This window comes from Parvularcula mediterranea, from assembly GCF_013085255.1.
In the GTDB taxonomy this organism is placed as follows: domain Bacteria; phylum Pseudomonadota; class Alphaproteobacteria; order Caulobacterales; family Parvularculaceae; genus Parvularcula; species Parvularcula mediterranea.
Genome location: NZ_JABFCX010000003.1, coordinates 1,301,002 through 1,325,912 on the forward strand (window position 1 = coordinate 1,301,002; position 24,911 = coordinate 1,325,912).

A 24,911-nucleotide genomic window follows, 5' to 3' on the forward strand; every position below is an offset into this window, starting at 1 on the left:
CTCTGCAGCAAGCGGGCCGCTATTCCTCCGATGGTTTAGGCTATTTTTCTGGCTGATCGAACGCCTACATCCGAGACTCTCTTTCTGGAAACGATGACATGACCGAACATCAGACCAAAGACGAAACCTTTGACGCCGACACCGGCGCTCGGGACATGATCGACCTTTCCGCCCCTCCGGCGGAGGAGAAGGCAAAGGCGCCCGAGAATACGCGCGTGCTGAAAGACCTCACCGAGGTCGAGGTCGCTGACGTCACCCAAGAAGTCATCGCCGCTCTCAAGACGGTGTACGACCCCGAGATCCCGGTTGATATCTATGAATTGGGCCTCATCTATAAGGTGGACTTCGACCCTGCGAACGACGAGCGCGGGGCGAAGATCACCGTGGACATGACCCTCACCGCTCCGGGCTGCCCGGTGGCGGGCGAGATGCCGGGCTGGGTCGAGGATGCGATCCTGAAAGTGGACGGCATCGAGGAAGTCAGCGTTAACATGACGTTTGAGCCTCCATGGTCTGCTGACCGGATGAGCGAAGAGGCCAAGCTCGAGCTGGGATGGATGTAATGGCAAGACGACCGAGACCCCAGGCGATCACCCTGACCGACCGTGCCGCGGCGCGGATGCAGGCGATCATGGAACGGGCCGATGAGGATTTCATCGGCGTGCGGATCGGTGTGAAAAATGGCGGCTGCGCAGGGATGGAATACACCCTCGACTACGCCACCGAGAAGGCTCCGCTTGACGAAGAGGTCGAGGATCGCGGCGTGCGCATCCTGATCGACCCCAAGGCGATCCTGTTCCTTCTGGGTACGGAGGTCGACTACGTGACCGAGAAGCTCTCCAGCCGGTTCGTCTTCAACAACCCGAACCAGACCGACGCCTGCGGCTGCGGCGAGAGCGTCACGATCGTCCCGGCCACCGCCTGATCCGCTGCTGCCACGGGTTGCGGGCAGGGGCCCCTCGCCACATGATCCTGCGTAAGTCGTACGAGGTTCAAAAGGCTCCTGGCATTGGCGGATATCTTCATCTCCTATGCGCGGCCCGACCAGGAGAAGGTCGGAGCACTCGCGGCTGCGCTTGAAGAGCGCGGGTTTTCGGTCTGGCTCGACCGGATGATCGGGCCCGGGTCGGAGTATTCCCGCGACATTGAGCACGAGCTTGAGCGGGCAGGCGTGGTGCTGGTCTGCTGGTCCGAGGCGTCTGCGGAGTCCCGCTGGGTTCGCGACGAGGCTTCTGCCGGGGCCGAGGCTGGCAAGCTGATCGCTGTCTCGCTGGACCAGTCCCTGCCGCCCATGGGCTTCCGGCAGTTCCAGACCGCTGATCTTTCGGGATGGCCGGAGCGCGGATCGGAGGGGTTCCAGCAGCTCACGGAAACGCTGGCCGCGCGAACCAACCAGGCCCCTCAGGTGACCGCTCCGCCGTCGCCTACGCCTGAGAAGCCGCGCAGCCAAAAGCCTCTCTTTCTGGCCGCAGGCCTAGGCGCCGTCGCACTTCTCGCGGGCTGGCTCTTCTTCTTGGCCCCCTTCAGTGGCGAACGGTCAGGGATGGATGAGCCCTTGGTGGAAGCACCCCAGCGGATCGAGCAGCCAGCTATCGCCGTTCTTCCGTTCATGGCGCTTTCGACAGACGCCAACGATGACTTTTTCGGCAAGGGCCTCGCGGAGGAGCTGCTGAACGCGCTTGCCCGAATCGACAACCTCGACGTCGTGGCAAGAACGTCAGCGTTCAGCTTTCAGGGCTCTGACGCGCCCATCGACGAGATCGCCGATCGTCTAGGTGTCAATTACATCGTGGACGGATCAGTGCGTAGGTCAGGCGACGAGCTCCGCATCACGGCGCAGCTGGTTCGCGCGTCGGATGGGTTTCAGCTCTGGACGGAGACCTATGAGCGCCGCGCTGCCGATGTCTTCAGCATTGAGGATGACATTGTTCGCAAGGTCGCGGGCGCTCTTCAGGTGCGGCTCGGCGTGGGGGAGTATAGCGGTCTTCCAACGGGTGAAGCTGTCGATCCGAAGGCATACGAGAACTACCTCCGTGGGCTGACGATCTATCAGGACCGGATGCGCGAGGACGGCGCGCGTGGCCGGGCACAGGAGGCGATCAAGGCGGCGCTCGACATTGATCCCGACTTCGGCCCCGCTTGGGCCGTGCTGGCGCAGATCGGCGTTGGCGGATCGGGGAGCCCCTTGTCGCGGGACCATGATGCGTGGGTGAGGCAGACCGACGAGGCGTTCGAGCGCGCGTTGGCGCTGCTTCCAAATGACGGCGACGTCCATGCGCTTCATGCGGGATGGCTGGCGCGGGAGAAGCTGGACCTCATCGGGGCGCAAGCTGCCCTCGACCGCGCGCAGCAGCTTTCTGCGAACAGCGCCACGACCCTCGCAGCGTCCAGCCTCGTGCTCCGTCTCGTCGGGGACTTAGAGGGTGCATCGGAGGCCTTCGATCGCGCTGCCCGCCTCGACAGTCTGAACATCAATTTTGGCCTGTCCCGCGCCTTCTTCCTTGCGCAGATCGGCAACCACGAAGAGGCGTTCCCGATCCTCGAGCAATGCTTCGAGGAGACGTGCATGAGGGAGGGGTTCCTCGCCTTCGTGATGGCCTACGCAGCGCATACGGAAGATCAGGAGCTGATCGACCGATGGTGGCCACGTTACCAGGCCTTCGAAGCGGTGCTCCCCCAGGTCCCGCCATCACTGAAACCGCGGATCACCGAGATCTTACCGACGCTCATGTCTCTTCTCGTTGGGAGGCCTACGGACGAAGCGGAGATCACTCAGCTTATCGAGCTGTTCGAGACAGATCCCATTCTGGAGTATGCTGGCCTCTGGGGGCCACTGCTGGCGGACATCCTGCCGGAGGATATCTACTTCGGAACGCTGGAGCGGATGCATGAGGAAGACCTGCTCTTCTCTCACATCCATGCCCTCGACCCATTCTACGGCGTTAATCCGTATCCAGAATGGGTGCGCAGGCATCCGCGTTACCATGCCATCTGGGAGACCCCCGGCATGAAGGCGCTGGCCGAGGCCCGCCGCAGCAATGGCTGGGAGGCGGGTCTGCCGCTTCCCATCGAGCCATAAAAAAAGCCCCGCCGGAGCGGGGCTTTTCGTCAGCGCTTGAGCGCTAATTCTTAGACGTCGCCGCCGCAGTCTGCGACTGCTGCGAGCGCTTCTTCGGAGAGGCCCGAAGCGTCGCCCGGCTCAGCTGCGAGGAGCTCTTCACCGATCGAAGGGGTCTCTTCGACTTTTTCGGCGAGGCAGGTGCAGTCGATGTTCGAGCCCGACTCGTCAACGTAAGCGGTGCAGGCGGCTTCGAATTCGCTGGCTGCGAAGAACGAGACGGCGGAGATGAGGGTCGAAAGGATCATGGTATTTCACTCCCTAAAGGTGTTCGGGCGCCCTTTGAGAGGCGCCGCATTGGCTATGCCTCCTATTAACCATGATGATCGGTGAAGGCCACAGGATTTTGCGCGACAGACCCCATTGAGGGCCAATTGCGCGAACATGTCCTCTTCGAGGAGCGGATAGCTCCACAGGTCGACCGCTGAAGCGCTCACTGGACGCACGGGCGAGGGGCGGGCAGAGTCCGGCGATGCAACGCTCTATCCTCACTAGCACCCTTGCCTTGACTGCGCTCGGCATAGCATCCGCAGAAGTGGTCACCGCTTCAGATACCGGCTTCAAGCTCAAGCACGAGGCGGTCTCGCCTCTTGCGCCGGATGCGCTGTGGGAGCGTTTGATGGAGCCTTCGGAATGGTGGGACGGCGCGCACTCCTATTCGGGCGATGCTGCGAACCTGTCGATGGAGGACAGCGCCGGGTCCTACTGGCGCGAGGACTGGGAGGGCGGCTCCGTCATCCACGGACAGATCCTGACGGTGATGAAGGGCAAGCAGCTCGTTCTCTCCGCCCCCTTTGGACCGCTTCACGCGACGGGTGCCGAGTGCATCTGGACGATCATCCTCGCGCCCGCTGAGGGTGGGGGCACGAAGATCAGCTCGACCCATACGGTGGCTGGCTCCGAAGGCACAGGCCTTCAAGAGCTCGCAGGCCCCGTCGACTTCGTCATGGGCAACGGGATCATGCGGCTGGCAGAAGCGCCCTAACGAGCGAACCAGACGCGCCTGATCTTGCCGTCCTCGATCTGGTAGGTCGCAGTCGCCTGTGCACGGATCGTCCGTCCGTTGAGGCCACGGCAGATCTCCTGGTCGATCACGAAGCTTCCCTCGACCACCCGGTTGGTGACCTGGCAGCGGATCTTCTCCTCGTCGGCGAGGCTGAAGAGCCGTCCGTAGACCTCGCGCAGCTCGTTCTTGCCGGAAACTTCCGCGTTCGACGTATTGGGGAGGTAGTAGATCTGGATGTCCTTGGCGAACGCGCCTGCGAAGGCTTCAAGGTCCTGCCGGTTATAGGCATCGAGCTGGCTTTGGACGATAGCTTCGGGTGTCTGGGGGATGAGGTTCCGGCGAGGGATCGCGCGGCCACGCAGCCAGACCGTGTCGATAGTCTGGACGTTGGACATGGCCTCTAGTGGGCTCTGGCGCAGGACGAGGAAGTCCGCCGACATGCCTTCCGCGATCGTCCCGAAACGCGGGGCCGGCGTCACCACGAAAGAGCCATTGCGCGTCGCCATGGTGATGATATCGAGGCGCGGGATGCCTGCTTCCTCAAGGATGATCAGCTCCCTGAAAATCGACCCGCCATGCAGCGTGCCGACATTACCCGCGTCGGTGCCGACGGCAACGCGGGCGCCGCCTTCATGGACGGCCTTCGCGTTCGTCTTGGCAAGCTCGATCCTTTGGAGGGTCCTGATCCGGTTATCCCTGCGCATGGCCGCTGGCATGGCATAGAGCGACGCGAGGACATCCGGGTCTGCGAGCCTCCGCTCTTCGGCGAGAAGGGTTGGCTGGCCGAACATGGCGTCGGTATAGCCCTCAAACACCACGATCGCCGGGATGTAGATGACGCCATTGTCCCTCAAGAGGCTGATGAACTCAGCATCCACCGGCTGGTCGTCGATGGAGTGAACGAGAATATCCGCCCCGCCGCGTACCGCAGCCTTCGCATTGGGAAGGCTCGTCGCGTGAACCGCGATGCGGATGTCGGTGCCTTCCAGCACATCAGCCACCGCCTTCGTCATGACACGGATCTTCTCCGTGCCCGCAGCATCGGAACCAATGCCCCAGATCTTGATGGCGTCGGGTTCCGAAGGGATCAGCGAGCGGGCAAGGTTGGCCGCTTCCTCAGGCGTCGCAGCGGAGATGATCGGCTGGTCGCCGTTCACGATCATCCGCTCCTGCCGCGGCGTCGGCTCGGTCGCGATCAGTGGGCCTGCCACCGCCACCCTAGGGGCGCGAGATGCCCTCGAGGCTGCGCGCACCTCGAAGTTCCAGTTCGGCCCGCCTGCGTCGAAGACCGACGTGACCCCAGCGGCGAGATAGCGCTGGAAGTTGGCGTCCAAGGCTGCCCTGACCGCTTGGTTCTCCTGCTCATAGGGGCGGATGTCGCGCAGGTCGAAAACATCGGGCCGGGTGTAGATGCCGCCCGACTGGAAGAAGTGGACGTGGGCGTCGACCATGCCGGGCATGATGAACTTGCCCGTCGCGTCAGTGATCTCCGCGTCGCCCGGGATCATCACCTCGCCCCGCGCGCCGAAGCCGATGATGCGGTTCTCCTGCACGAGGATGACCGCGTCTTGCACGGGATCGGAGCCATCGCCCGGGATCACCGTCGCGCCGATAACCGCCCTCACCGTAGGCGCAGGCTCTGGCTCAGGGGCCGGTTCGGCCCGGGGCGTAGGCATTTCGACAGGGTCGGTCGGCTGGGGCTGAAGCGCAGGGTCCGGCTGAGGGGCCTCCTGAGCCATGGCAGAGCCTAAAAGGGCTGCCAGAAGGAAGGGGACGCGCATCGAAGCTCTCCGGTACAATCAGTGGCTGTAACATTGGCCTCATCAAGGTGAGCATCAAGTTAGCGCTGCAGCGGAAGGGAGCGATTGCACCGCCGCGAAACCGCGCCTATCCCCGCCTGATGACCGCTTCTGTCAACGATATCCGCCGCCAGTTCCTGAGCTTCTTTGAGGGCCGTGGGCACAAGGCCATCCCGTCCGCGCCGCTCCTGCCGCAATCGGACCCGACCCTCCTGTTCGTCAATGCGGGCATGGTGCCGTTCAAGAACATCTTCACCGGCAAGGAGACCCCGCCCGCACCCCGCGCGACCTCCTCGCAGAAATGCATCCGGGCAGGGGGCAAGCATAACGACCTCGACAATGTGGGGTATACGGCGCGCCACCACACCTTCTTCGAGATGCTCGGCAACTTCTCCTTCGGCGACTATTTCAAGGAAGAGGCGATCACGAACGCCTGGGAGCTCTGCACCAAGGAGTTCGGCATTGATGCGTCGAAGCTTCTGGTCACGGTCTACCACACCGATGATGAGGCCTTCGACCTTTGGAAGAAGATCGCAGGGCTTCCCGACGAGAAGATCATCCGCATCCCGACGTCGGACAATTTCTGGTCGATGGGCGACACGGGGCCTTGCGGTCCTTGCTCGGAAATCTTTTACGACCACGGCGAGGACATCCCTGGCGGGCCTCCTGGATCGCCTGACGAAGACGGCGACCGGTTCATCGAGATCTGGAACCTCGTCTTCATGCAGTTCGATCAGCAGGCTGACGGAGAGAAGCTTCCGCTACCCAAGCCCTCGATCGACACCGGCATGGGAATGGAACGGATCGCGGCTGTCCTTCAGGGCGTTCACTCAAACTACGAGATTGATCTCTTCCGGAAGCTCATCGGCGCGTCCGTCGAGCTGACCGGCAAGCCTGAGGAGGGCGCAGACGCTGCCGCCCACCGGGTCATCGCGGACCATCTCCGCTCGTCGAGCTTCCTGATTGCCGATGGCGTGACCCCGTCGAACGAGGGCAGGGGCTATGTCCTCCGCCGGATCATGCGCCGTGCCATGCGCTACGCTGCGACCCTTGGCGCCAAGGATTCGCTGATGCATCAGCTCGTCCCGACGCTGGTCGCGGACATGGGTGAGGCGTACCCGGAGCTTCGGCGTGCCGAGGGCCTGATCACCGATACCCTCCGCCTCGAAGAGGAGAAGTTCGCAGGCCTTCTCGACCGCGGTCTCAAGCTTCTCTCCGAAGAAACGGGCAAGCTCCCCGAAGGCGGCACGCTCCCGGGCGAAGCGGCCTTCAAGCTCTACGATACCTATGGTTTCCCGGTGGACCTCACCGAGGACGCCCTGCGCCGCGACGGCTATGCTCTCGATACGGATGGCTTCGACAAGGCCATGGCCGAGCAGAAGGAACGTGCGCGGGCTGCGTCCAACTTCTCTGGTCAGGCGGGCGACGATAAGGTCTGGTACGAGATTGCCGACCAGCACGGCGCGACGGAGTTCCTCGGCTACACCCACCTCTCCGCATCCGGACAGGTCCAGGCCATCGTCAAGGGCGGTGAGCGCGTGAGCGAGGCGAGCGCGGGCGACGAAATCATGTTGGTCGCCAACCAGACGCCCTTCTACGGCGAAAGCGGCGGTCAGAGCGGCGACGCAGGCTCGGCAGAAACGGAAGCTGGCGCGAAGCTGACGATCACCGACACCAAGAAGAAAAACGGCCAGCACATCCACATCGCGAAGCTCGATGCTGGTACACTGAAGGAGGGCGAGGAGATCGCCCTCTCCGTCGGCGGTGTCCGGCGCGAGGAGATCAAGTCCAACCACTCGGCGACGCACCTCGTGCACCAGGCGCTCAGGAACGTGCTTGGTGATCACGTGACCCAAAAGGGCAGCTTCGTCGGCCCTGACCGGCTGCGTTTCGACTTCAGCCACAACCAGGGCATGACCCGCGAGGAGGTCGACGCCGTCGAGGCCGAGGTCAACGAAGTCATCCGTCAGAACGCGGAAGGCCGCATCAAGCTGATGCCCTACGATCAGGCCATCGAGGAGGGCGCCATGGCGCTCTTCGGTGAGAAGTACGAGGACGAAGTCCGTGTGCTGAGCCTTGGTGACAAGCTCGACGGCGAGGGCGCCTATTCGGTGGAGCTCTGCGGGGGCACCCACGTCGAACGCTCAGGCGACATCGCGCTCTTCGTCATCGTCTCCGAAGGCGCAGTCGCCTCTGGCATCCGCCGGATCGAAGCCGTCACCGGCGAAGGTGCGCGCGCCTATCTGAAAGAGCAGGCAGGCGCAGCCATGCGCGCCGCTTCGCTGCTCAAGACCAGCCCCGAAGAACTCGCGACCCGGATCGAGGCGCTTCAGGAAGACAAGAAGAAGCTCGAGAAGGAGCTCGTCGCAGCCCGCAAGAAAGCGGCGACTGGCGGCGGTGCTCCGCAGGCGGAGGAGATTGGCGGCGTCCACTTCACCGGCGCTGTGCTCGAGGGCATCCCTGCCAAGGAACTGCGCGGCCTCATCGCCGATGCGCTCAAGAAGAACGACGCCTCCGTTGCAGCCTTCATCGCGGTGAACGACGGCAAGGCATCCGCCTCCGTAGGCGTCTCACCAACCCTCACCGGCGATCATCCGGCTCCGGAGCTTGTCAAGCTCATGGTCGAGGCCCTCGGCGGCAAGGGCGGTGGCGGCAAGCCTGATCTCGCTCACGGCGGTGGCCCCGACGGCGACAAGGCGCAGGACGCACTCGCCGCGATCAAGGTCCGCCTCGCAGGCTAAGGCGCGGGCTCGATCACGCGATCAAGAAAAAGCTGACCGGACTCGCTGATGATCCGGTCGAACTCGGCCGCGTTGAAGCTGACGTGACCGACATTGCCGATCTTGATCAGGGTCCGGAAGTTCTCCGTGCTGTTCCGCATATCGTAGCCCTCGATCATCGAGCAGCCCCCGACGACGACAAGCCCCGTATTGTGGGCACCCTCGGCTGAGGTGCCGCAAGGGACGATCGGGTCGAATTCGTCGTGGGCGATGTAGATCGGCTTGGAATCGGCATCAATCCAGTCCGCATCGAGGATCGCCCCCGATAGCGAAATCACGCCCTGGATCTCTGACGAGACTGAGCCGCCAAGATCGTTGGTCTCGCCCTCATAGCCGCCATTCGCCGCAAGGTAGTCGCGACCGGCTTGAGAGGGAAACGTCTCGTCATCTTCAAAGGTCGCCATGGTCGCTGCGACCACGGCACCCGCCGACACGCCGAAGACAAAGACTTTCTCTCCGTCCACACCGTAAATCTCTTGCGTGATGAAGTCCTGCTGGAGGAACCGGACCGCGGCGAGGACATCGTGGAATGCCTCAATGGCGCCGATGGTCAGCTCATCTTCCGTCTGCGGAGCGCGCTCCAGAAGGCGGTAGTCAACGGTCACTGCTGTGTAGCCGCGTCGCGCGAAGCTCTCAGCCGCCTCTTCCAGCTCTTGCCGGTTGCCGCCCGTAAAGCCTCCTCCATGCACGAGGATCATGGTCGGACGCAGAACTTCTGCATCGCCAGATGGCCCGAAGACATCCATGAAGAGCGGCACCGAACTTGATCCGCGCTTACCCTCTCCATACTGAACGTTGCGGGTCACGAAGGTATCCGTAAAAACCTCATCGACGTAGCGCACAGGATCGCCGTCATCGATGTTCTGCACCCGGACCCTGAGGCTGAAGAAACGGATCGCGCCGAGGGCGTCCCTGACCTCGAGTTCCACCAGATACTCATTATCCGCGTTCTCATCGCGCGGGCTTTCAAAGTCAGGCGCGTCGATAAAGCTGAGCTCGCCGTCGCCCGTAATCTCGAAGAAGCTTGAGTCAGTCCCTTGGTCCGAGACGGCCCAGCTGAACGGCGTATCTCCCTCGGGATCGGTGGCCGACGCCTGATAGAAGCCGCCCGCAACGTTCTCATCGACGTTGACGATGTCTGCCGAGGTCACTGTGGGAGCGATGTTGTTTCCGCCGCGGAGCGGCTCTGGCTCGTCACTGCCGCCACCGCCTGAACATGCGGCGAAAAGGAACGCTGATGCGAGGAGAGCCCCGCTCCTGAACTGTCTCATGAAAGAAATCCCTGCGATTAGAGAAGGCTACAGCGAATTCTCTCCATGACAAGAGAGGCTCGGGAGGTCCTGTTGACCCATGCCCAGCGACAAAGAGCGCGTGGCCAGCCCATGAAAAGCAGCCTTTCGTCCCTCAAACTGTGCCCGATCCACCAGCGGCCTAGGTTCTAAGTCATGTCCCGCGTGCATCGCATCCATTCCCGGATCTTCATGGCGGCAGCCGTGGCCCTGCTGCTCGTGGGCCTGCTGTCGCGGATCGACACGCAGAGCGCGACGACGATCGCAGTCATCGCTGGCGCTGTCCTGTTGCTGGGCCTGCCGCACGGAGCGCTCGATCTCTACATCGCGCGCAGGATCGAACTCTGGAACGACACCCGCAGTTTCATTGGCTTTCATGGCCTTTATTTGCTGGTGGCGGCCGCGACGGTCGCGGCGTGCATATTGCTGCCGGTGGTGGCGCTCAGCGCATTTCTGCTCATTTCCATCTGGCACTTTGGTGATGACTGGGCGCCCTTGCCCAAGGTCCTCAGGCTCGCTGGGGCGAGTGCCATCGTGATCTTCCCCGTTCTGGGCGACCCGGAAGGGGTCGCGGCCATTTTCCGGGCCATCACGGCGACGGACGCGCCGCTTCCGAGCGAGGTGCCTTATCCTCTGATCCTGATCTCGTTTTGGGTGATCGCAGGAGCGGTTGCTGCCGCGTGGGTCCATTCTCCGTACGCGGCCATCGAAATCGCGCTCGTTGCGCTCATGGCCTACGTGCTCCCGGCGCTCGTTTTCTTCGCCAGCTACTTCGTCCTCCTGCACAGTCCGCGACACATTCTCCGTCATGGGGAGATCGCCGCTGACTTGCGAAAGGGTCTGGTGGTCGTGGGTTATACGCTCGTCGCGACACTGACAGTCGTTGCGCTGATCGTTGTTCTCCCTGTGCGCGAGCTTGCCCTTTCTGAAAACGTTCTACGTGGTCTGTTTATCGGCCTTGCGGCACTGACAATGCCGCACACGCTTCTGTTGGAGTACCGTAGTGCAGCGCAGCAAAAGAACGCCACCGCGACTGTATAACTCCACTGACAACTTGCCACATGTGGCGGTTTCTCTCTGGGGCGTCTTGCCACCATTGAAAAACTGTCAACCTGTTTCAAGCCGACTAGATAACGACCACTAGGAGGAAAATCGTATGGAATTGACCAACGACCTAATCAGTGCAGGCCAGTATTCGCTGGTCTACAACGCGTTCTCGTTCACTTTTGCCACGATGGCAGCTGCAACGCTGTTCCTTTGGCTTGGACGAAGTCAAGTTGCTCCGCCCTACAAAACGGCTCTCCTGATTTCGGGCCTTGTGACGGCGATTGCTGCTTACCACTACCTCCGTATCTTTGAGAGCTGGGACAAGGCGTACACCTATGTCGATGGCAATCTCGAAGCGACGGGCCTCGCCTTCAACGATGCCTACCGGTACGTCGACTGGCTCCTCACCGTTCCGCTGCTGCTGATCGAGCTGATCCTCGTCATGCGCCTTTCGCAGTCGGAAACGGCATCCAAGTCCTGGAAGCTCGGCATCGCCGCAGCGCTCATGATCATCCTCGGCTACCCGGGTGAGATCGCAGACGACAATGGCACCCGCGCGCTCTGGGGCTTCATCAGCTCGATCCCGTTTGCCTACATCGTCTACGAACTGTTCAGCGGCCTTGGCGACTCGATCAAGCGTCAGCCGGAGAATGTCCGTGGCCTGATCAGCAAGGCACGCCTGATCACCTTCGCGTCCTGGGGCTTCTACCCGATCGTCTACATGGCACCGTTCGTCGGCTTCGACGGCGCCGCCGCGGAGACCATCGTCCAGGTTGGCTACACGATCGCAGACATCGTCGCGAAGGCCGGTATCGGTGTCTTCATCTACGTGATCGCGGTCCGCAAATCGCGCGCCGAGTATCCGGAACTCTACGCAGAGAAGCCGGCGGCAGCACCTGCCGAGTAAGCAAGGTCGGGGTTGGCCAGCCTGTCTGGGCCAGCTAACCCCCGCCACATGACAAACGACGTTCTCTTCGAGACGCGGGGCGGTTGGGGTGTCATCACCCTCAGCCGCCCCAAAGCGCTCAACGCCCTCACCGCCGACATGTGCACCGCGATGGACAGCCAGCTCAGGAGCTGGGCTGACGATGACGCGGTCAAGGCGATCCTCATCGAAGGGGAGGGGGAGAAGGCTTTCTGCGCAGGCGGCGACATTCGCTGGCTGGCTGAGACGGCCAAGGAAAACCCGGTGGAGGCCGCGACCTTCTTCCGGACCGAGTATCGCCTCAACAATTTTATCGCGCACTACAAGAAGCCCTATATCGCGCTGATCGATGGCATCTGCATGGGTGGCGGCGTTGGTGTCTCGGCGATGGCTGACCGGCGGGTCGTTACCGAGAGGACCCTCTGGGCCATGCCTGAATGCGGTATCGGCCTTATGCCCGACGTGGGTGCCAGCCATTTCCTCCGTCAGCTGAATGGTGGCCTTGGCCTCTACCTCGCGCTCACCGGTGCCAGGCTCCGAGGCAGCGACTGCGTGACCACCGGCATCGGGACACACATGGTCCCGTCAGAGAAGATCAGCGACCTGCGCGATGCACTTCTGTCAGCGGATCTTTCAGGCGACATTCTCGCCGCCGTTGATGGTGCGCTTCAGGGCGTCTCGAGCCCTGAGCCGGGCCCGATCGCTGGCTCGCTCCGCGACATCGACAAGCATTTCCTCAAGGTCGACAGCTTTGATCAGCTGTTTTCAAGCTTGAAAGACGCAGGCGCTTTCGGCGACGCATGCCTCGACGCCATGAAGCCCGGCAGCCCGACCAGCCAGGCCCTGACCTTCCGCCTCCTGAACGACGCGCCCGAGGGTTTCTCGGCCTGTATCTCACGTGAGTTCTGCGTCGCGGCGCACCTGATGGAAGGCCCGGACTTCCTCGAAGGTGTCCGTGCACAGATCATCGACAAGGACCGGAACCCGAAGTGGCAGCCCGCAAGCCTTGAAGAGGTCACCGACGAGATGGTCGACCGCTATTTCACCGAACCTGAAGGCGGGCCGCTGGAACTGGACTGAGCTTCGCGCTCAGTCCTCCTTCGTCACGCCGCGGACGATCAGCCACAGCACCACCATGAAGGCGCCAAGGAGCGTGATCTCCAACGCCGAGAGGTCGATCCGCGTCAGGCCGAACTTGTTCGCGAGGTAGAGCGAAAGCGCATCGGCGATCGCCGCGAGCATGATCAGGCGAGCCGCATACCGCCTGCCGCGAAGCACACCGAGCAGCGCTCCGATCAACGCAATGGTCGAGAACAGAAGCAGGAAGATCGGCCCCGGGCCTGAGTCGAGATAAGCGAGGAGCTTGGGATCGGCGCCGGACACCAGGCTGTAGAGATACTCGTCGAAGAACGAGCTGATCCAGACCACCGGGACGATGCCGTGAAACGGCAAGGCTGCCAGGATCAAGAGCGCTGTGAAAATCCGACCAAACCAAGTGAACATAACCATCCCCGAATGAACTGCGGTGTGCCTTAGCCGCAAACTAGCGCGGGGGCATAGAAAATCCCGCCAGCCCGAGCCCTGAGGCTCCTGGCTGGCGGGAACTCTTGGCGAACAGACGGGAACATTCTAGAACCAGCGGAAAAAGATCGGGGAAACAACAGACATGCTGCGCCGTTTGAGGGTGGCTTTTCTCGTCGCGGCGGTCCTTCTGGGGAGCGCTGAGGCGCAGATCATCAGGCCGAAACCCCTCCTTGAGGAGACAAGCAGGCAACCTGCGCCGTTCGAGACACCGGACGGCCAGACCCTGACGATTGATCAGGTGACGCTGCGGGTTCCGGCCATCCGGGCGAAGCGCAACAGCGACCTCCTCGCCGTCAGGTTCCTCCGTTTTCCTGCCGTCGCTCCCGAAGGCTATCCGCCGCTCCTCTACCTCGCCGATGGTCCGGCGTCCGAGCTTGCTGTGCGGGACTGGTCGCTTCTCGGTGCGCTGCGCCAGACGCGTGACGTCATCCTGATCGACCCACGCGGGACAGGCCTCTCCGACCAGCCGCCTGCTTGCGAGAGCAGCTACGGTTTCGCCTCGGGCGCCGAGACGCGCCGCGATGCCATGGTCGCGACCTATCGCCGGGCCTTTCGTCAGTGCAGGTCCTATTGGGAGGCAGCTGGTGTTGACCTCAAGGCCTATAGCCCCGTCGAAGCTGCAGACGATCTCGCGGCAATCGCGAACATCCTCGGAGGCCGCGTCGCGGTCCTCGCCAGCGGCAGGGGCACCCATCTGGCGCTCGCCATGCAGAAGCGCCACCCGAAGAAGGTCAATCGCCTCGTCCTCTCCAGCACGGAGGGGCTTGGCCAGACGCTCCGATATCCTCAGCAAACGGACAAAGCGGTCGAGCGGATTGATAGCTTCCTCGGAGAGCGCGGCGCTCGAGGCTCTTCCCTCTCAGAGAGGCTGGTGCGGCTGATCGAAGAGCTCGATGCATCGCCCCAGCGTATAGTTCTGGCAGGCGAGGGGAGAGACCTGGCGCTCTCAGGCTTCCTCCTGCAAATCGTCGCTGCACAGATGGTCGCTGATCCTGCCGAAGCCGGTCGGCTCGAAGCCGCTATCGCGTCCGCTGAGGACGGAGACTTCCAACCGCTCGCAAGCCTCGCCAGTCCCCACGCCCCCGCGCGGATCACGCTGGAAGCGCCGATGCTTGGCAGCAGGCTCGCCTCCGGTGCGGATACGGTCCGCCGTGCCCGCCTAAGGGTTCAGGCAAGGAGCGCTGTCCTTGGTGAAGGCCTGAACTTCCCCATCCAGCACCTCGCGGAGGATGCCCGGCATCTCGAGCTTCGAGGTCGGTACCGTGACCGCCCGGGCGGCCGCACGCCGACGCTCGTTTTGATGGGTGAGCTTGACGGCTGGAGCTATCCTGAAGAAGCGCGCAAGGCGACGCGCAGCCTACGGAAGAACAGGACGCTTCTCCTCGTGGAAGGCGCAGGAAGCGATCTCCTCTCCTCCAGCCCCGATGCCGAAGCGGCTGCCTTGGCCTTCCTTTCAGGTGACGAGCCTGAAAGCGGCACCATCGCCGCAGCGCCGTTGACTTTCGAGGCATCTCGGCGAGACTGAGACCTCCGGATAAGCAAGGAGGAGACCTTGATGCTGTCCATCCTCGCAACCCTCGCTCTCACCCTGTCGCATGCAGCGCAATCCCCTGAAGGCGCACTGGTTTTCAGCGCGGAAGACTTCGAGACCACGGTCTATTTCGACTATGGCCGCAACGACCTTGGCTCCGCCGGTATCCTGCTCGTGCAGCAGCAGGCCGAGCGGGCCCTCGCCGCTGGGTTCGCCAAAGCAAAGGTCATCGGTCACACCGACCGCGCCGGCTCCGCTGAGCAGAACCTCAAGGACGGAATGGAGCGCGCAGAAGCCGTCGCAGCCGTCCTCGTCTCCCAAGGCTACGCTGAAGACGACGTCGAGGTGGAAAGCGCAGGCGAAAGCCAGCCCGCTCGCCGCCACGCCGACGAGCGCCGTGAGCCCCTCAACCGCCGCGCTGTGATCATCTTCTCCGAATGACCAGGCCGCGATTTCACCTTGCCTTCCCGGTCGATGACCTTGCAGCCGCGCGGGATTTCTACGCAGGGGTCCTTGGCTGTGCCGAAGGACGCGAGATGGAAGGTCACTGGATCGACTTCGATCTCAAGGGCCACCAGATCGTCGCGCACTTCTCTCCCGAGGAATGCAGCGCCGCGAAGACCGGTGACGTCGACGGAAAGTCGGTCCCCGTCAGGCATTTCGGCCTGATCCTCGAATGGGATGACTGGAACGCGCTGAAGGACCGACTGCAATCGGCGGATGCCGACTTCATCATCGAGCCCTATGTTCGTTTCGAGGGAAAACCCGGGGAGCAGGCGACCATGTTCGTCCGTGACCCCGCCGGAAACGCGCTCGAGTTCAAGGCCTTTCGCGACGACCGGATGGTCTTCGACAAGGGGTTGAGGGAGACTGGCTGATGAAGATCACCCGCGAGGATGAAGGCGGCCGGGGCCGCTACGTGACCAATGTCGAAGGCCACGAGGCGGAGCTCACTTTCCACAAGGAAGGGCGCACCCTGACGATTGATCATGTCGGTGTCCCGGGAGCTCTCGAAGGCCGGGGGATCGGAACCCAGCTTGTCGCCCACGCCGTACAGGAAGCTCGCGCCCGGAATGAAAAGCTCGTGCCCCTCTGCCCGTTCGCCGCAGCGAAGATCGGCAAGCGCCCCGAATGGAAGGACGTCCTCGCCTGATGGATATTCAGCACCAGGAAGATGATAGCAAAGGCCGCTACTGGGTCGTGGTCGATGGCCATGAAGCCGAGATGACCTATTCCCGCGCGGGCGAGAAGATGATCATCATCGACCACACCAGCGTGCCCGATGGCTTGCGCGGCAAGGGCGTCGGCGTGGCCCTCGTCCAGCGCGGTGTCGAGGATGCCCGCAAAGCAGGCCGCCAGATCGTCCCCCTCTGCCCCTATGCAAAAGCGCAGATCCAGAAACGCCCGGAGTGGCAGGACGTCCTTTAGCGATTTGATCGCAAGACTGGTTTTCGGCATCGAGCCCAATGCCTATCTCCCGTGATAGCCTCAGGAGTTCGCCACTCATGCGTACCGTTCTTGCTTCCGCTCTCTTCGCCGTCCTCGCAGCCTGCGCCTCGACGCCGGCCGATCCAACGACGGAGGAGCTGAGGCTCGCAGAAGCGGACGTCTACTTCACGGCACTGACGAGCCTCGACCAGTTCAATGGCACTGTTGTGCTCCTGAGAAGGGGCGAGACCATCCACCTCGCCGCCCACGAAATGTCAGGCGACCTCCCGCCGACTATGGCGGTCGACCTCTCCAGCCAGTTCGACCTCCGCTCCGTCTCGAAACTCCTCGCCAAGGTCGCGGTTGTTCAGCTCACGGCTGATGGAGTCCTGACGCCAGAGACGCGCGTTTCGGAGTTCTATCCCGACTTCCCCAATGGTGACCGCATCACCGTGCGTCACCTCATGGACAATGCCTCGGGCCTTCCGCGAGAGCTCACCAATCCGCCCACGGACCAGATGAGCCTCTCCCGGGATGAGATCATCGCGCTCGCAGCAACCGAAGCGCTTGCGTTCGAGCCGGGCACGGACACCCGCTACTCCAATGTCGGCTATCATCTCCTGTACTCTATCATCGGCGAAGCGAGCGGGCTCGGATTTGAACGCTATGTCGAGGAGCGAATCTTCGCACCCGCCGGTATGGAGCGAAGCGGCGCGCATTTCTTCGGTGGGCGGAAGAACCTCGATACCTACGCCTACGGACACACCGTCGATGATGACGGCATCGAGCCTATTCTGGAGTTCCAGCCCGACGAGCAGCGGCCGGCCAAGCTCTACAGCACCGCTGAAGACCTTGGCAGGCTCATCCGGTTCCTCTCCAGCGAGCCCTACGCCTCTGTGCTCGAGAAGGACGGCGTGATCGCCCACGCAGGGGGAACGGACGGCAAGCGGGCCTACGTGGAGGCTGGCGTGGCGGCCGGCTACGGCTTTGCCTTCCTCACCAATTACGATGCCATCCCCTTCGCCCAACTGGTCGCTGACACCCGTGCGATGCTCAAGGGCGAGCCCTACGAGATCCCGGCGCCGGTCATGCGCACAGCGACTGACCTGCCCGAAGAGATCATGCGCCGCTATGTCGGGACCTATCGGTTCGAGGAGATCGAGAACCTCGAACTTGAGATCAGGTTCGAGCAGGGCGGCCTCGCCCTTTACCAGAACGGCGAGCTAGGCGGCCGCCTCAAGGCAGAGAGTGAGTTCGTTTTCTTCGAGGCCCCTCAGTCGAAGGAGAGCATCACTTTCCGTCCGCGTACCGATGGCCGCTACGACATGCTCCTCGACTGGCAGGGCGTCACCTGGGAAGGCACCCCGCTCTAGGTGTAGCGGGGCCGGGAAGGTGCAGGCATGCGCTTCTTGCCCTTCTCGTCCCGTCTGTGGTTGCGCGTCGGTGACATAGAGCCCTGCCCCCTGCGAGGATCAGGCTCGACGTGGGTCTGTAGCATCTCGCCGAGCTCATCTGCTCCGCCCACATGCTTTCCATCGATCCAGATCTGAGGCGTTGTCACCGGGGTGAACTCCCCGATCTCTGGCTTCACCCTGACCAGCATCTCGTACATCGCCGCTGGGTTCTCCACGACATCGAGATACTCGTAGTCCACGCCTGCTTCGTCGAGGAGCTCTTTGGCCTTCACGCAGTAGGGGCAGTTCGGCTTGCCGAAGACCTTGTTGCCCTCAACCGGATGCGACTTGGCATAGGCCCGCACGACCATTTCAGTCAGCACCCCTCGGTTCAAGGCATCACCTTGAGCAATAACCTTGTTCCCTACAAGGATGATCGGCGCATGCCACCCGCCCGAAGCAATCGGCTCCCACCAATAGGAAAGCCAAGGCTTGCACTCGAACTCCACAGGCACATGGGCCAGCTCATTGGCAAGAGTGGCCTCGATGACATCCTCAGTCAGCGCGCACTCACCGCAAGGCAGCGTGATCGTAAAGGGTCCCCACGAACCCTCCCACTTATACATCCGCAGGCGGACGGGTTTCGGAGTTCTCTTCGCCATGGTGCCCCTTCGCATTCGACGCGAGGGTATTCGTCCGGGAGCGCTCCAGAGTTACGCGCCGCTGTCCGGTCGCCTTGCCTCCAGAGCAGCAATGCTTCAACGTTCAGGCCACGATTGAAGGGCATCCTGATGATATTTCGAGCAATTCTCGCGAGCTGCTACCTCGCGCTTTCTCCCGTGGCCATTGCCCACGCCCAGCCCTCGGACGGGAGCCTTCAGGAGCTGAGCTACATCAATGCGGCGACTGAACGGGCCATCTCCGGATACACGGAGGTCATTTCTGGCGAAGCGCTCAACCCGATCCTCATGCAAATGGAGGCGGATCCGTCGACATCAGCCGCCCTCGCGCCTCAAGCCGATGCCGCGCTTGCGAACCTGCGCAGGCAGCTGGCAGCAGCAGACGAGGCCTTTGATCTCCTCCCTGAAACTATTCCTGATCTCGGAGACGACAAGATCGAGGCAGCGCTCGCAGAGACCCGGCCCTTCCTCCTCGACTTCAGGGCATCAGCAGTGCGCCAGCTCGACCTGTTCGAACGGCAACTCGCTGCGCTGAAGGCCGGTGATCTCGAGACCTATTCCGCTCTCGCCTTCCAAGAAGTCGACAGCACGATCGCGACACTGAAAGCTGAGAACGCTTTCATCGTCATCAACATCGCGGCGCAGGACGATAGCCTGCCGGTCGGGAAGCACCTCGAGAGCATCGGCGCATCCAACGATGTGATCATCGCCATGCTCGAGCTGCTCGGAGGCTTCGAGACCAGCACGCAGGAAGAAGACCTGGCGTGGGCTGATGAAGCCGCGGAGGCTTTCCGTCGCTATCAGGTGGCGCTCAAGCAAGCAGAGAACCGCACGCGGTCCTTCTGCAGGCAGAGGGTCGAGCGTAAGGCCCGCGAGGCATTCGATGCTGCCTGCGGTAGCCTTTCAGACTTCAACGAGGTCAGCCGCGAGATGGAGCCCCATCTTAAGGGTTACGCCGACCTTGCGCGGAGTATTGCCTCGGAGGGCTTTGACAACGAGACGATAGCGACGCTCGAAGAACTGGGCGTAGCGATCGACACGCTTGGCGTGCGCCGCTTCGAAATCCAGAACGAGCGTGCGGAGAACTTCGTCAAGCTGATGCAGGTCATCAACTGATCGTCAGTAGACCTTCATGATCTCGCTGAGGGGCTTCTTCTTGAGCGCGTGCTCAGGAACCGTTGCCCCCTCGGCAGGTTTGCCGACGACGATGATCATCATGGCCTTCTCGGTAGCCGGGCGGTCCAAAGCCTCGTTGAGGAACTTCATCGGGTTCGGCGTATGGGTCAGGGTCGCAAGGCCCGCCTGATGGAGCGCACACAAAAGGAAGCCGCAGGCGAGCCCGACGCTCTCGGTGACATAATAGTTCTTCCGGTCGTCACCCGCCTCCACGCCGCCGCGCTTCTGGGAGAAGCAGACGATCAGGTAGGGCGCCGTCTCCAAGAAAGGCTTCTCCGCATCGGTCCCGATGGGTGCCAGCGCGTCGAGCCATTCCTCGCCCGCCTTGCCGCCATAGAAGGCGCGCTCTTCTTCCTCCGCCGCTTCGCGGATGGCGCGCTTGACCTCCCGGCTCTCCACGACAGCGAAGAACCAGGGCTGATGGTTCGCCCCGTTGGGGGCACGGCCAGCCGTCTCGATCGCTTTCTCAATCAGCGCCCGGTCGACGGGCTCTTCGGAGAAATCCCTGATCGTGTGCCGCGTCGCCATCACATCGAAAAAGCGCTGCGCTTCGGCCAGGGCGTCCTCGCCGGAAAGCTGGGGGGCAGGGGAAAGCTCGGAAAGCGGGACATGCTTGGCGTCGGTCATGACATCTTTCTGCACAGCCCGGCCTGAGGCTGCAAATTCCTTCTCGTGTTAACCGCTCGCTAACCAGAGTGATCGATCCTTTAACCAAGGTTGCCACCACGTTTAGGGATTCCGCTCTTATGCCGCTCAATCTTTCCGTCCCCACTTCTGCGGAACTGAAGCCGAAGATCGTCGTGATCGGCGTCGGTGGTGCAGGCGGCAACGCCGTCAACAATATGATCGTCAGTGACTTGGACGGCGTGAACTTCGTCTGCGCCAACACGGACGCCCAGGCGGTCAGCCTCTCGAAGGCAGAGAACAAGATCCAGCTCGGGACCGGCGTGACCCAAGGGCTCGGCGCTGGCTCTCGGCCCCAGATCGGTGAAGCCGCGGCCGAGGAAAGCCTCGATGACGTGATGGCCGCCCTCGAAGGCGCCAACATGCTCTTCATCACCGCAGGCATGGGCGGCGGCACCGGAACGGGCGCAGCGCCCGTCATCGCCAAGGCAGCCCGTGACCTCGGCATCCTGACCGTCGGCGTCGTGACGAAGCCTTTCGCTTTTGAAGGCGCGCGCCGTATGCGGATTGCTGAAGAGGGCATTGAAGAGCTCTCGCGCCACGTCGACACGCTCCTCATCATCCCGAACCAGAACCTCTTCCGCCTCGCAGACGAGAACACGACCTTCGCCGACGCCTTCGCCATGGCTGACGAGGTCCTCCACGCAGGCGTCAAGGGCATCACCGACCTGATGATCGTCCCTGGCCACATCAACCTAGACTTCGCGGACGTCCGTACCGTGATGAGCGAGATGGGTAAGGCCATGATGGGCACCGGTGAGAGCACCGGCGAGAACCGCGCCTCGGTGGCTGCGGCTGCTGCGATCTCCAACCCGCTCCTCGATGAGATGTCGCTCAAGGGCGCCAAGGGTGTGCTGATCAACATCACCGGCGGTCTCGACATGAAGCTCTTCGAAGTCGACGAAGCGGCCAACGCCATCCGCAACGAGGTTGATCCCGAAGCCAACATCATCGTCGGCTCGACCTTCGACCAGGATCTCGAGGGCACCATCCGCGTCTCGGTCGTCGCCACCGGCATCGACGGTGCTGTCAGCACCACGGTCACGCAGGTCCGTCCGGCGCCCCAGGCCGTCCCGGCACCGCAACCGGTCCAGATGAGCCAGGAGCTTCCTCCGATCGTCCCGGCACATCCGCAGCCCGCACCGGCCGCCGCATCTGATGAGGCCAACCCGGTCGGCGAGGTCCACCGCCGCATCCGAGAGATCCTGACCGAGGACGCAGACCCGGCCCGCGAAACCCTTCGCCAGCCCGCCGCCCGCCAGAACCCCTTCCGCGGCAAGCAGCCCTCGACGCTCGAGACCGCCATGGGCATCCTGCGCGAGACCTTCAAAGGCAAGCCGGAAGAGATCCAACCCCGCCGCGTCCCGTCAGCAAAACCGCTGACCGACGACGATGACGAGGTCGAAGTCCCAGCCTTCCTCCGGCGCAATTGATCCCACTTCGCGAAGGGGCAGGCTAAGACAAAACCCGCTGGGTTCGTCCCGGCGGGTTTTGCCTATTTCGGGGCTTGGTCACCGAGGAGGGCGGCGAGCCGTTCTGTCAGCAGCTCCATATCGTCCGTGTAGGCTGCAACGCGGTCCTCTGGCAGGAGCGCGAGGATGACACCGGCGTTCATCAGGTCCTGGCGCCTGATGGCTTCGGCGGTTTCGCGTCCCTCATCGGTCAGGGTCATGACCCTCGCACGGCCATCGTCCGGGTCCGGTGCTTTTTCGATCAGCCCACGTTTCTCAAGAGCCGCCGCAGCGCTGAACAGCGTTGTCTTCGGTATGCCAAAGAAGTCGGCGAGATCACTGACGCGGCCCACCTCATGTTGCAGCAGGTGGCGCAGGAGCTGGAAGTTCAGCGGGTTGAAGGGAAGCCGGCCCTCCGCTGGCTGACCTGCACGGCCGGCCACGAGAAACGTCCGGATCAGCATGCTCATGGAGTCAGCGATGCGCTCTTTGTCGCGGGAGTCGATCATGGCCGTTGCCTCCGTCGCTCCAATATACTACGAATATCGTAGCAAAAAGGATGCCTGCTCATGCGTGTCATTGCCTCGCTTCTCGCCCTTACCCTTGCCGCGTGTGGCAGCGTCGCGCCACCCGATGCGCCGCCGCAGCCCACCCCGCCCCCTGCGGTTGCAACCGAAGGGCTGATCCCCGTGGTCGTTACCGCCAAGCTGCCGTTCAGTCTCGAAGAGGCCAGGGCCTTCGCGGAGGCCAACTCCATCACCGATTTCATGGAGCCGTCCGGCGACATCGCGAAGCCTGTGGGCTTTGCTTATCTTGAAGGGGAGTGGCCGAACCCCGGCGCGGTCAGGCGCGTCGAGCTGTCCGACGGTCATTATGTGATCGAGCGGATCACGGGGAATGAGCCGGAGCTCTTCACCTACCAGATCTGGGTCTTCACGAACGAGCTGCGGCGAGGTCTTGAACAGGTGGTCGGTATACAGCGCTTCACCGAAACCGCCGAAGGGACTACGGACTTTCACTGGACCTACGGCCTCAAGCCGAAAGGTCCGTTGACGGCATTCTTTGTGAGGCGGCAGGTTCCCGACGTGCAGACCTATCTCCAGACAGCCGTCGATGGCTGGGCTGAGGAAGCCGAGCGCCAGGCTGCAGGAGAGTAGGGGGTATCAAGGATCACTCCCCCAAACCTGGGGGAGTGATTATGATTTCGCTTAAAGCGCGTCAGCGTAAACTGGCTGAATATCGACGGGGATGTCGGTCATCGAGGCGATGATCCGCTCCGCGTCAGCATCGAGTTTGCCGTAGCCGTCGAGGAAGTCTCCGGCTGCGTCATAGTCGCCATCGCCCTGCAGCATGACAACCTTGGCCGTCAGGTCACGGATGGCTTCTGCGAGCTTTGCGAAGTCGACATCATACTTGCCGCTTTCCGGGTCGACGGTCGCTGCGCCCACTTCCATGTAGTAGCTGTACTGGAACGCCGCGCCTTTGCCGTGGGCTTCGCCGATGCCGAAGCGCATGGAGCGAAAGAGGCCTGCGAAGTAGGTCGCGAGGAAGTTCTCCTTCTCCGCCGCGGGCAGCTCGCCAAGGTCCATCATGTAGAGGATGTTGTAGGCGCCCATGACGTCCGCCTTGCCTTCCTCCATCGGTGAGTAACGCTCTTGCAGCTGAGCATTCACCGTGGTGGTCTCGCCATCCACGACAATGGTGCCCGGCCCAAGCGAGTGGCTGAGTTCGTGGAACAGTGTGTTCACGCCCATATATTCCTGCATCAGAAGGTCAGCCTGCTGATCGACGAGCATCTTCGATGCCATCGGCGCCAGGATGCGGTCGAACTTTGCACCCATCACGTTGTTAAGGAGCACCTTTTTCGCACCCTTGGCCTCACGCACCCGCTCGTCATTGGGCAGGTTGAAGGCGATGGTCTGGACGCCCGGCACATTGTCGCCGCCGCCATGGACCTGATCGACAACTGCGATCGGGCTCTCAAAGCCGCGCTGGAAATTCTTGTAGCTGTCCGCGACCGGAAGGTTCTCCTCCATGTCGCGCAGCATGCCCTTGTACTTGTCGAGGGCCGCAGACTCTTCAGGGTTCTTTACCGTGATGAAGGCTTCGAAAGCCGTCTTCACACCGTAGAGCTCGTCGTCATAGACCTCATAGGGGCCAATCGCGACTTCGATCGGGCCATCGAGATCCATCCAAGCCATCTCGCTCTCGAAGTAATCATCGCTCAGGAAACTGTCAGCACGCAGAGTGAGGAACCGTTTCAGGCTTTCATTCGTCGTGATCTCCGCAGCCTGGCGCATTAGCTCCGCTGCAGGGATGAGGAACTCGGCATAATGCTCCGAGTAGGGAATAGCCTTGAGGCCGCCATCACCCGTCCGGCGGATCACGGTGTAGCCAGAGCGGAACGCCTCTTCATCGCCCGGGTTCTCCGCGATCCAGGCTTCGAACTCGTCCTTGGTGATGTCGGCAGGGTAGAAGCCTGCACCGACCGGACGCTCGGCATCACCAACGAACGGTTCGTTGTGATCGAGCGTGTCCCACGGGCCGAAGTGCAGGTCGAAGAGGTCAAGCACCAGCTCCTTGTCCTCGATATCCGAGCCCGCAATCGCCTCACGCCAGCCGGGGTTCTTCTCCGAAAGCTGGCGCAGGTAGATCGCGCTCATCAGGTTCCCCGCCTCGTTGAGGAGGTTCACCACCTGGCGCTCTTCGTCGGTGAGGAAGGAGGTGTCCGGCGTCATCTCGATGCGCGCGAACTGGCTGCGCAGCATCTCCAGCTTCTCGGTGGAGGCAACCTCCAGGCTGGCTTTCTCCGCCTCGGTCGCAGCAGGCGTCTCCGCCGTGGGTGCTCCGGTATCGCCGCAAGCCACGAGGCCAAAGCCAAGAAGGGCCGCCGCGAGGGCGCGCTTGGAAATCATCATCACTGGTACTCCCTGTCCCCGGCGGACCTGCCATCCGCCGCATTGTTCTTGAATATCGTGAGGGCTTTAGCGGGGAAGGGGCCGTCCCGCCACCTCACCAG

General features: G+C 62.5%; 25 protein-coding genes. 17 read left to right on the forward strand and 8 right to left on the reverse strand.

Annotated elements, in window-relative coordinates; translation table 11 throughout:
- Positions 1-98 precede the first annotated feature (98 nt).
- The 3 genes from HK107_RS15220 (at position 99) to HK107_RS15230 (ending at position 3,079) form a co-directional block, all read left to right on the forward strand.
- Complete coding sequence (locus tag HK107_RS15220; RefSeq protein WP_198912429.1) at positions 99-563, forward strand: SUF system Fe-S cluster assembly protein; 465 nt, start codon at positions 99-101, stop codon at positions 561-563.
- Positions 563-925, forward strand: coding sequence for a HesB/IscA family protein (locus HK107_RS15225; protein WP_198912430.1), 363 nt, complete (start codon positions 563-565; stop codon positions 923-925). Before HK107_RS15220 ends, HK107_RS15225 begins: the two co-directional genes overlap by 1 nt.
- 84 nt (positions 926-1,009) lie before the next feature.
- Positions 1,010-3,079, forward strand: a complete 2,070-nt coding sequence (locus HK107_RS15230; RefSeq protein ID WP_173201337.1) for a TIR domain-containing protein — start codon at positions 1,010-1,012, stop codon at positions 3,077-3,079.
- Between the two features lie 50 nt (positions 3,080-3,129).
- Here the strand turns inward: HK107_RS15230 and HK107_RS15235 are convergent, their stop codons facing one another.
- Positions 3,130-3,366: a hypothetical protein gene (locus HK107_RS15235; RefSeq protein WP_173201339.1), complete on the reverse strand. Its 237-nt coding sequence runs from the start codon at positions 3,364-3,366 to the stop codon at positions 3,130-3,132.
- 224 nt (positions 3,367-3,590) lie between these two features.
- Here HK107_RS15235 and HK107_RS15240 point away from each other — a divergent pair, with 224 nt between their 5' ends.
- Positions 3,591-4,103 (forward strand): hypothetical protein, encoded by a 513-nt coding sequence (locus HK107_RS15240; RefSeq protein ID WP_173201341.1) that lies wholly within the window; start codon positions 3,591-3,593, stop codon positions 4,101-4,103.
- Here HK107_RS15240 and HK107_RS15245 read toward each other — a convergent pair.
- Positions 4,100-5,863 carry an amidohydrolase family protein gene (locus tag HK107_RS15245; RefSeq protein WP_173201343.1) on the reverse strand — a complete coding sequence of 588 codons (1,764 nt, stop codon included), beginning with the start codon at positions 5,861-5,863 and terminating at the stop codon, positions 4,100-4,102. The genes HK107_RS15240 and HK107_RS15245 overlap by 4 nt on opposite strands.
- A 161-nt stretch (positions 5,864-6,024) precedes the next feature.
- Between HK107_RS15245 and alaS the strand changes: the two genes are divergently transcribed.
- Positions 6,025-8,664, forward strand: a complete 2,640-nt coding sequence (gene alaS / locus HK107_RS15250; RefSeq protein WP_173201345.1) for an alanine--tRNA ligase — start codon at positions 6,025-6,027, stop codon at positions 8,662-8,664.
- On the opposite strand, the gene HK107_RS15255 is transcribed toward alaS, so the two are convergent.
- Positions 8,661-9,974: an alpha/beta hydrolase gene (locus HK107_RS15255; RefSeq protein WP_173201347.1), complete on the reverse strand. Its 1,314-nt coding sequence runs from the start codon at positions 9,972-9,974 to the stop codon at positions 8,661-8,663. The genes alaS and HK107_RS15255 overlap by 4 nt on opposite strands.
- Positions 9,975-10,148: 174 nt before the next feature.
- Between HK107_RS15255 and HK107_RS15260 the strand changes: the two genes are divergently transcribed.
- The 3 genes from HK107_RS15260 to HK107_RS15270 all read left to right on the forward strand — a co-directional run bounded on the left by HK107_RS15260 (position 10,149) and on the right by HK107_RS15270 (position 13,044).
- Positions 10,149-11,033: a Brp/Blh family beta-carotene 15,15'-dioxygenase gene (locus HK107_RS15260; protein ID WP_173201349.1), complete on the forward strand. Its 885-nt coding sequence runs from the start codon at positions 10,149-10,151 to the stop codon at positions 11,031-11,033.
- A gap of 115 nt (positions 11,034-11,148) precedes the next feature.
- Entirely contained in the window at positions 11,149-11,946 is a 798-nt protein-coding gene (locus HK107_RS15265; protein WP_173201351.1) for a bacteriorhodopsin-like, read from the forward strand.
- Between the two features lie 48 nt (positions 11,947-11,994).
- Positions 11,995-13,044 carry an enoyl-CoA hydratase/isomerase family protein gene (locus HK107_RS15270; RefSeq protein WP_173201353.1) on the forward strand — a complete coding sequence of 350 codons (1,050 nt, stop codon included), beginning with the start codon at positions 11,995-11,997 and terminating at the stop codon, positions 13,042-13,044.
- A gap of 9 nt (positions 13,045-13,053) precedes the next feature.
- Here the strand turns inward: HK107_RS15270 and HK107_RS15275 are convergent, their stop codons facing one another.
- On the reverse strand, positions 13,054-13,467 hold the full coding sequence (locus tag HK107_RS15275) for a hypothetical protein (protein WP_173201355.1): 414 nt from the start codon (positions 13,465-13,467) through the stop codon (positions 13,054-13,056).
- Between the two features lie 163 nt (positions 13,468-13,630).
- Here HK107_RS15275 and HK107_RS15280 point away from each other — a divergent pair, with 163 nt between their 5' ends.
- From HK107_RS15280 to HK107_RS15305, 6 genes are all read left to right on the forward strand, one after another.
- The gene (locus HK107_RS15280; protein ID WP_173201357.1) at positions 13,631-15,073 is read left to right on the forward strand and encodes an alpha/beta hydrolase; all 1,443 of its coding nucleotides are present in this window, start codon (positions 13,631-13,633) and stop codon (positions 15,071-15,073) included.
- 30 nt (positions 15,074-15,103) lie between these two features.
- Complete coding sequence (locus tag HK107_RS15285; protein WP_173201359.1) at positions 15,104-15,520, forward strand: OmpA family protein; 417 nt, start codon at positions 15,104-15,106, stop codon at positions 15,518-15,520.
- A complete protein-coding gene (locus tag HK107_RS15290) occupies positions 15,517-15,957 on the forward strand; it encodes a VOC family protein (RefSeq protein WP_173201361.1) in 441 nt (146 codons plus the stop codon). The genes HK107_RS15285 and HK107_RS15290 overlap by 4 nt, the downstream gene beginning before the upstream one ends.
- Positions 15,957-16,232 carry a GNAT family N-acetyltransferase gene (locus HK107_RS15295; protein WP_173201363.1) on the forward strand — a complete coding sequence of 92 codons (276 nt, stop codon included), beginning with the start codon at positions 15,957-15,959 and terminating at the stop codon, positions 16,230-16,232. The genes HK107_RS15290 and HK107_RS15295 overlap by 1 nt, the downstream gene beginning before the upstream one ends.
- Complete coding sequence (locus HK107_RS15300; RefSeq protein WP_173201365.1) at positions 16,232-16,507, forward strand: GNAT family N-acetyltransferase; 276 nt, start codon at positions 16,232-16,234, stop codon at positions 16,505-16,507. Before HK107_RS15295 ends, HK107_RS15300 begins: the two co-directional genes overlap by 1 nt.
- A gap of 77 nt (positions 16,508-16,584) precedes the next feature.
- The gene (locus tag HK107_RS15305) at positions 16,585-17,880 is read left to right on the forward strand and encodes a serine hydrolase domain-containing protein (protein ID WP_173201367.1); all 1,296 of its coding nucleotides are present in this window, start codon (positions 16,585-16,587) and stop codon (positions 17,878-17,880) included.
- On the opposite strand, the gene HK107_RS15310 is transcribed toward HK107_RS15305, so the two are convergent.
- Positions 17,877-18,563, reverse strand: a complete 687-nt coding sequence (locus HK107_RS15310) for a glutaredoxin domain-containing protein (protein ID WP_173201369.1) — start codon at positions 18,561-18,563, stop codon at positions 17,877-17,879. The genes HK107_RS15305 and HK107_RS15310 overlap by 4 nt on opposite strands.
- 129 nt (positions 18,564-18,692) lie before the next feature.
- On the opposite strand from HK107_RS15310, the gene HK107_RS15315 reads away from it, so the two are divergent.
- Positions 18,693-19,697 (forward strand): hypothetical protein, encoded by a 1,005-nt coding sequence (locus HK107_RS15315; RefSeq protein ID WP_173201371.1) that lies wholly within the window; start codon positions 18,693-18,695, stop codon positions 19,695-19,697.
- A gap of 3 nt (positions 19,698-19,700) precedes the next feature.
- Here HK107_RS15315 and HK107_RS15320 read toward each other — a convergent pair whose 3' ends face one another.
- Positions 19,701-20,384, reverse strand: coding sequence for a nitroreductase family protein (locus tag HK107_RS15320; protein WP_173201373.1), 684 nt, complete (start codon positions 20,382-20,384; stop codon positions 19,701-19,703).
- A 119-nt stretch (positions 20,385-20,503) separates the two neighbouring features.
- Here HK107_RS15320 and ftsZ point away from each other — a divergent pair, with 119 nt between their 5' ends.
- Complete coding sequence (gene ftsZ, locus HK107_RS15325; RefSeq protein WP_173201375.1) at positions 20,504-21,874, forward strand: cell division protein FtsZ; 1,371 nt, start codon at positions 20,504-20,506, stop codon at positions 21,872-21,874.
- 62 nt (positions 21,875-21,936) lie between these two features.
- Here ftsZ and HK107_RS15330 read toward each other — a convergent pair whose 3' ends face one another.
- Entirely contained in the window at positions 21,937-22,401 is a 465-nt protein-coding gene (locus HK107_RS15330; RefSeq protein WP_173201377.1) for a MarR family winged helix-turn-helix transcriptional regulator, read from the reverse strand.
- Positions 22,402-22,461: 60 nt separating this feature from the next.
- Here HK107_RS15330 and HK107_RS15335 point away from each other — a divergent pair, with 60 nt between their 5' ends.
- Entirely contained in the window at positions 22,462-23,049 is a 588-nt protein-coding gene (locus HK107_RS15335) for an SRPBCC family protein (RefSeq protein WP_173201379.1), read from the forward strand.
- Between the two features lie 51 nt (positions 23,050-23,100).
- Here HK107_RS15335 and HK107_RS15340 read toward each other — a convergent pair whose 3' ends face one another.
- A complete protein-coding gene (locus tag HK107_RS15340; RefSeq protein WP_173201381.1) occupies positions 23,101-24,810 on the reverse strand; it encodes a dipeptidyl-peptidase 3 family protein in 1,710 nt (569 codons plus the stop codon).
- Positions 24,811-24,911: the final 101 nt, after the last annotated feature.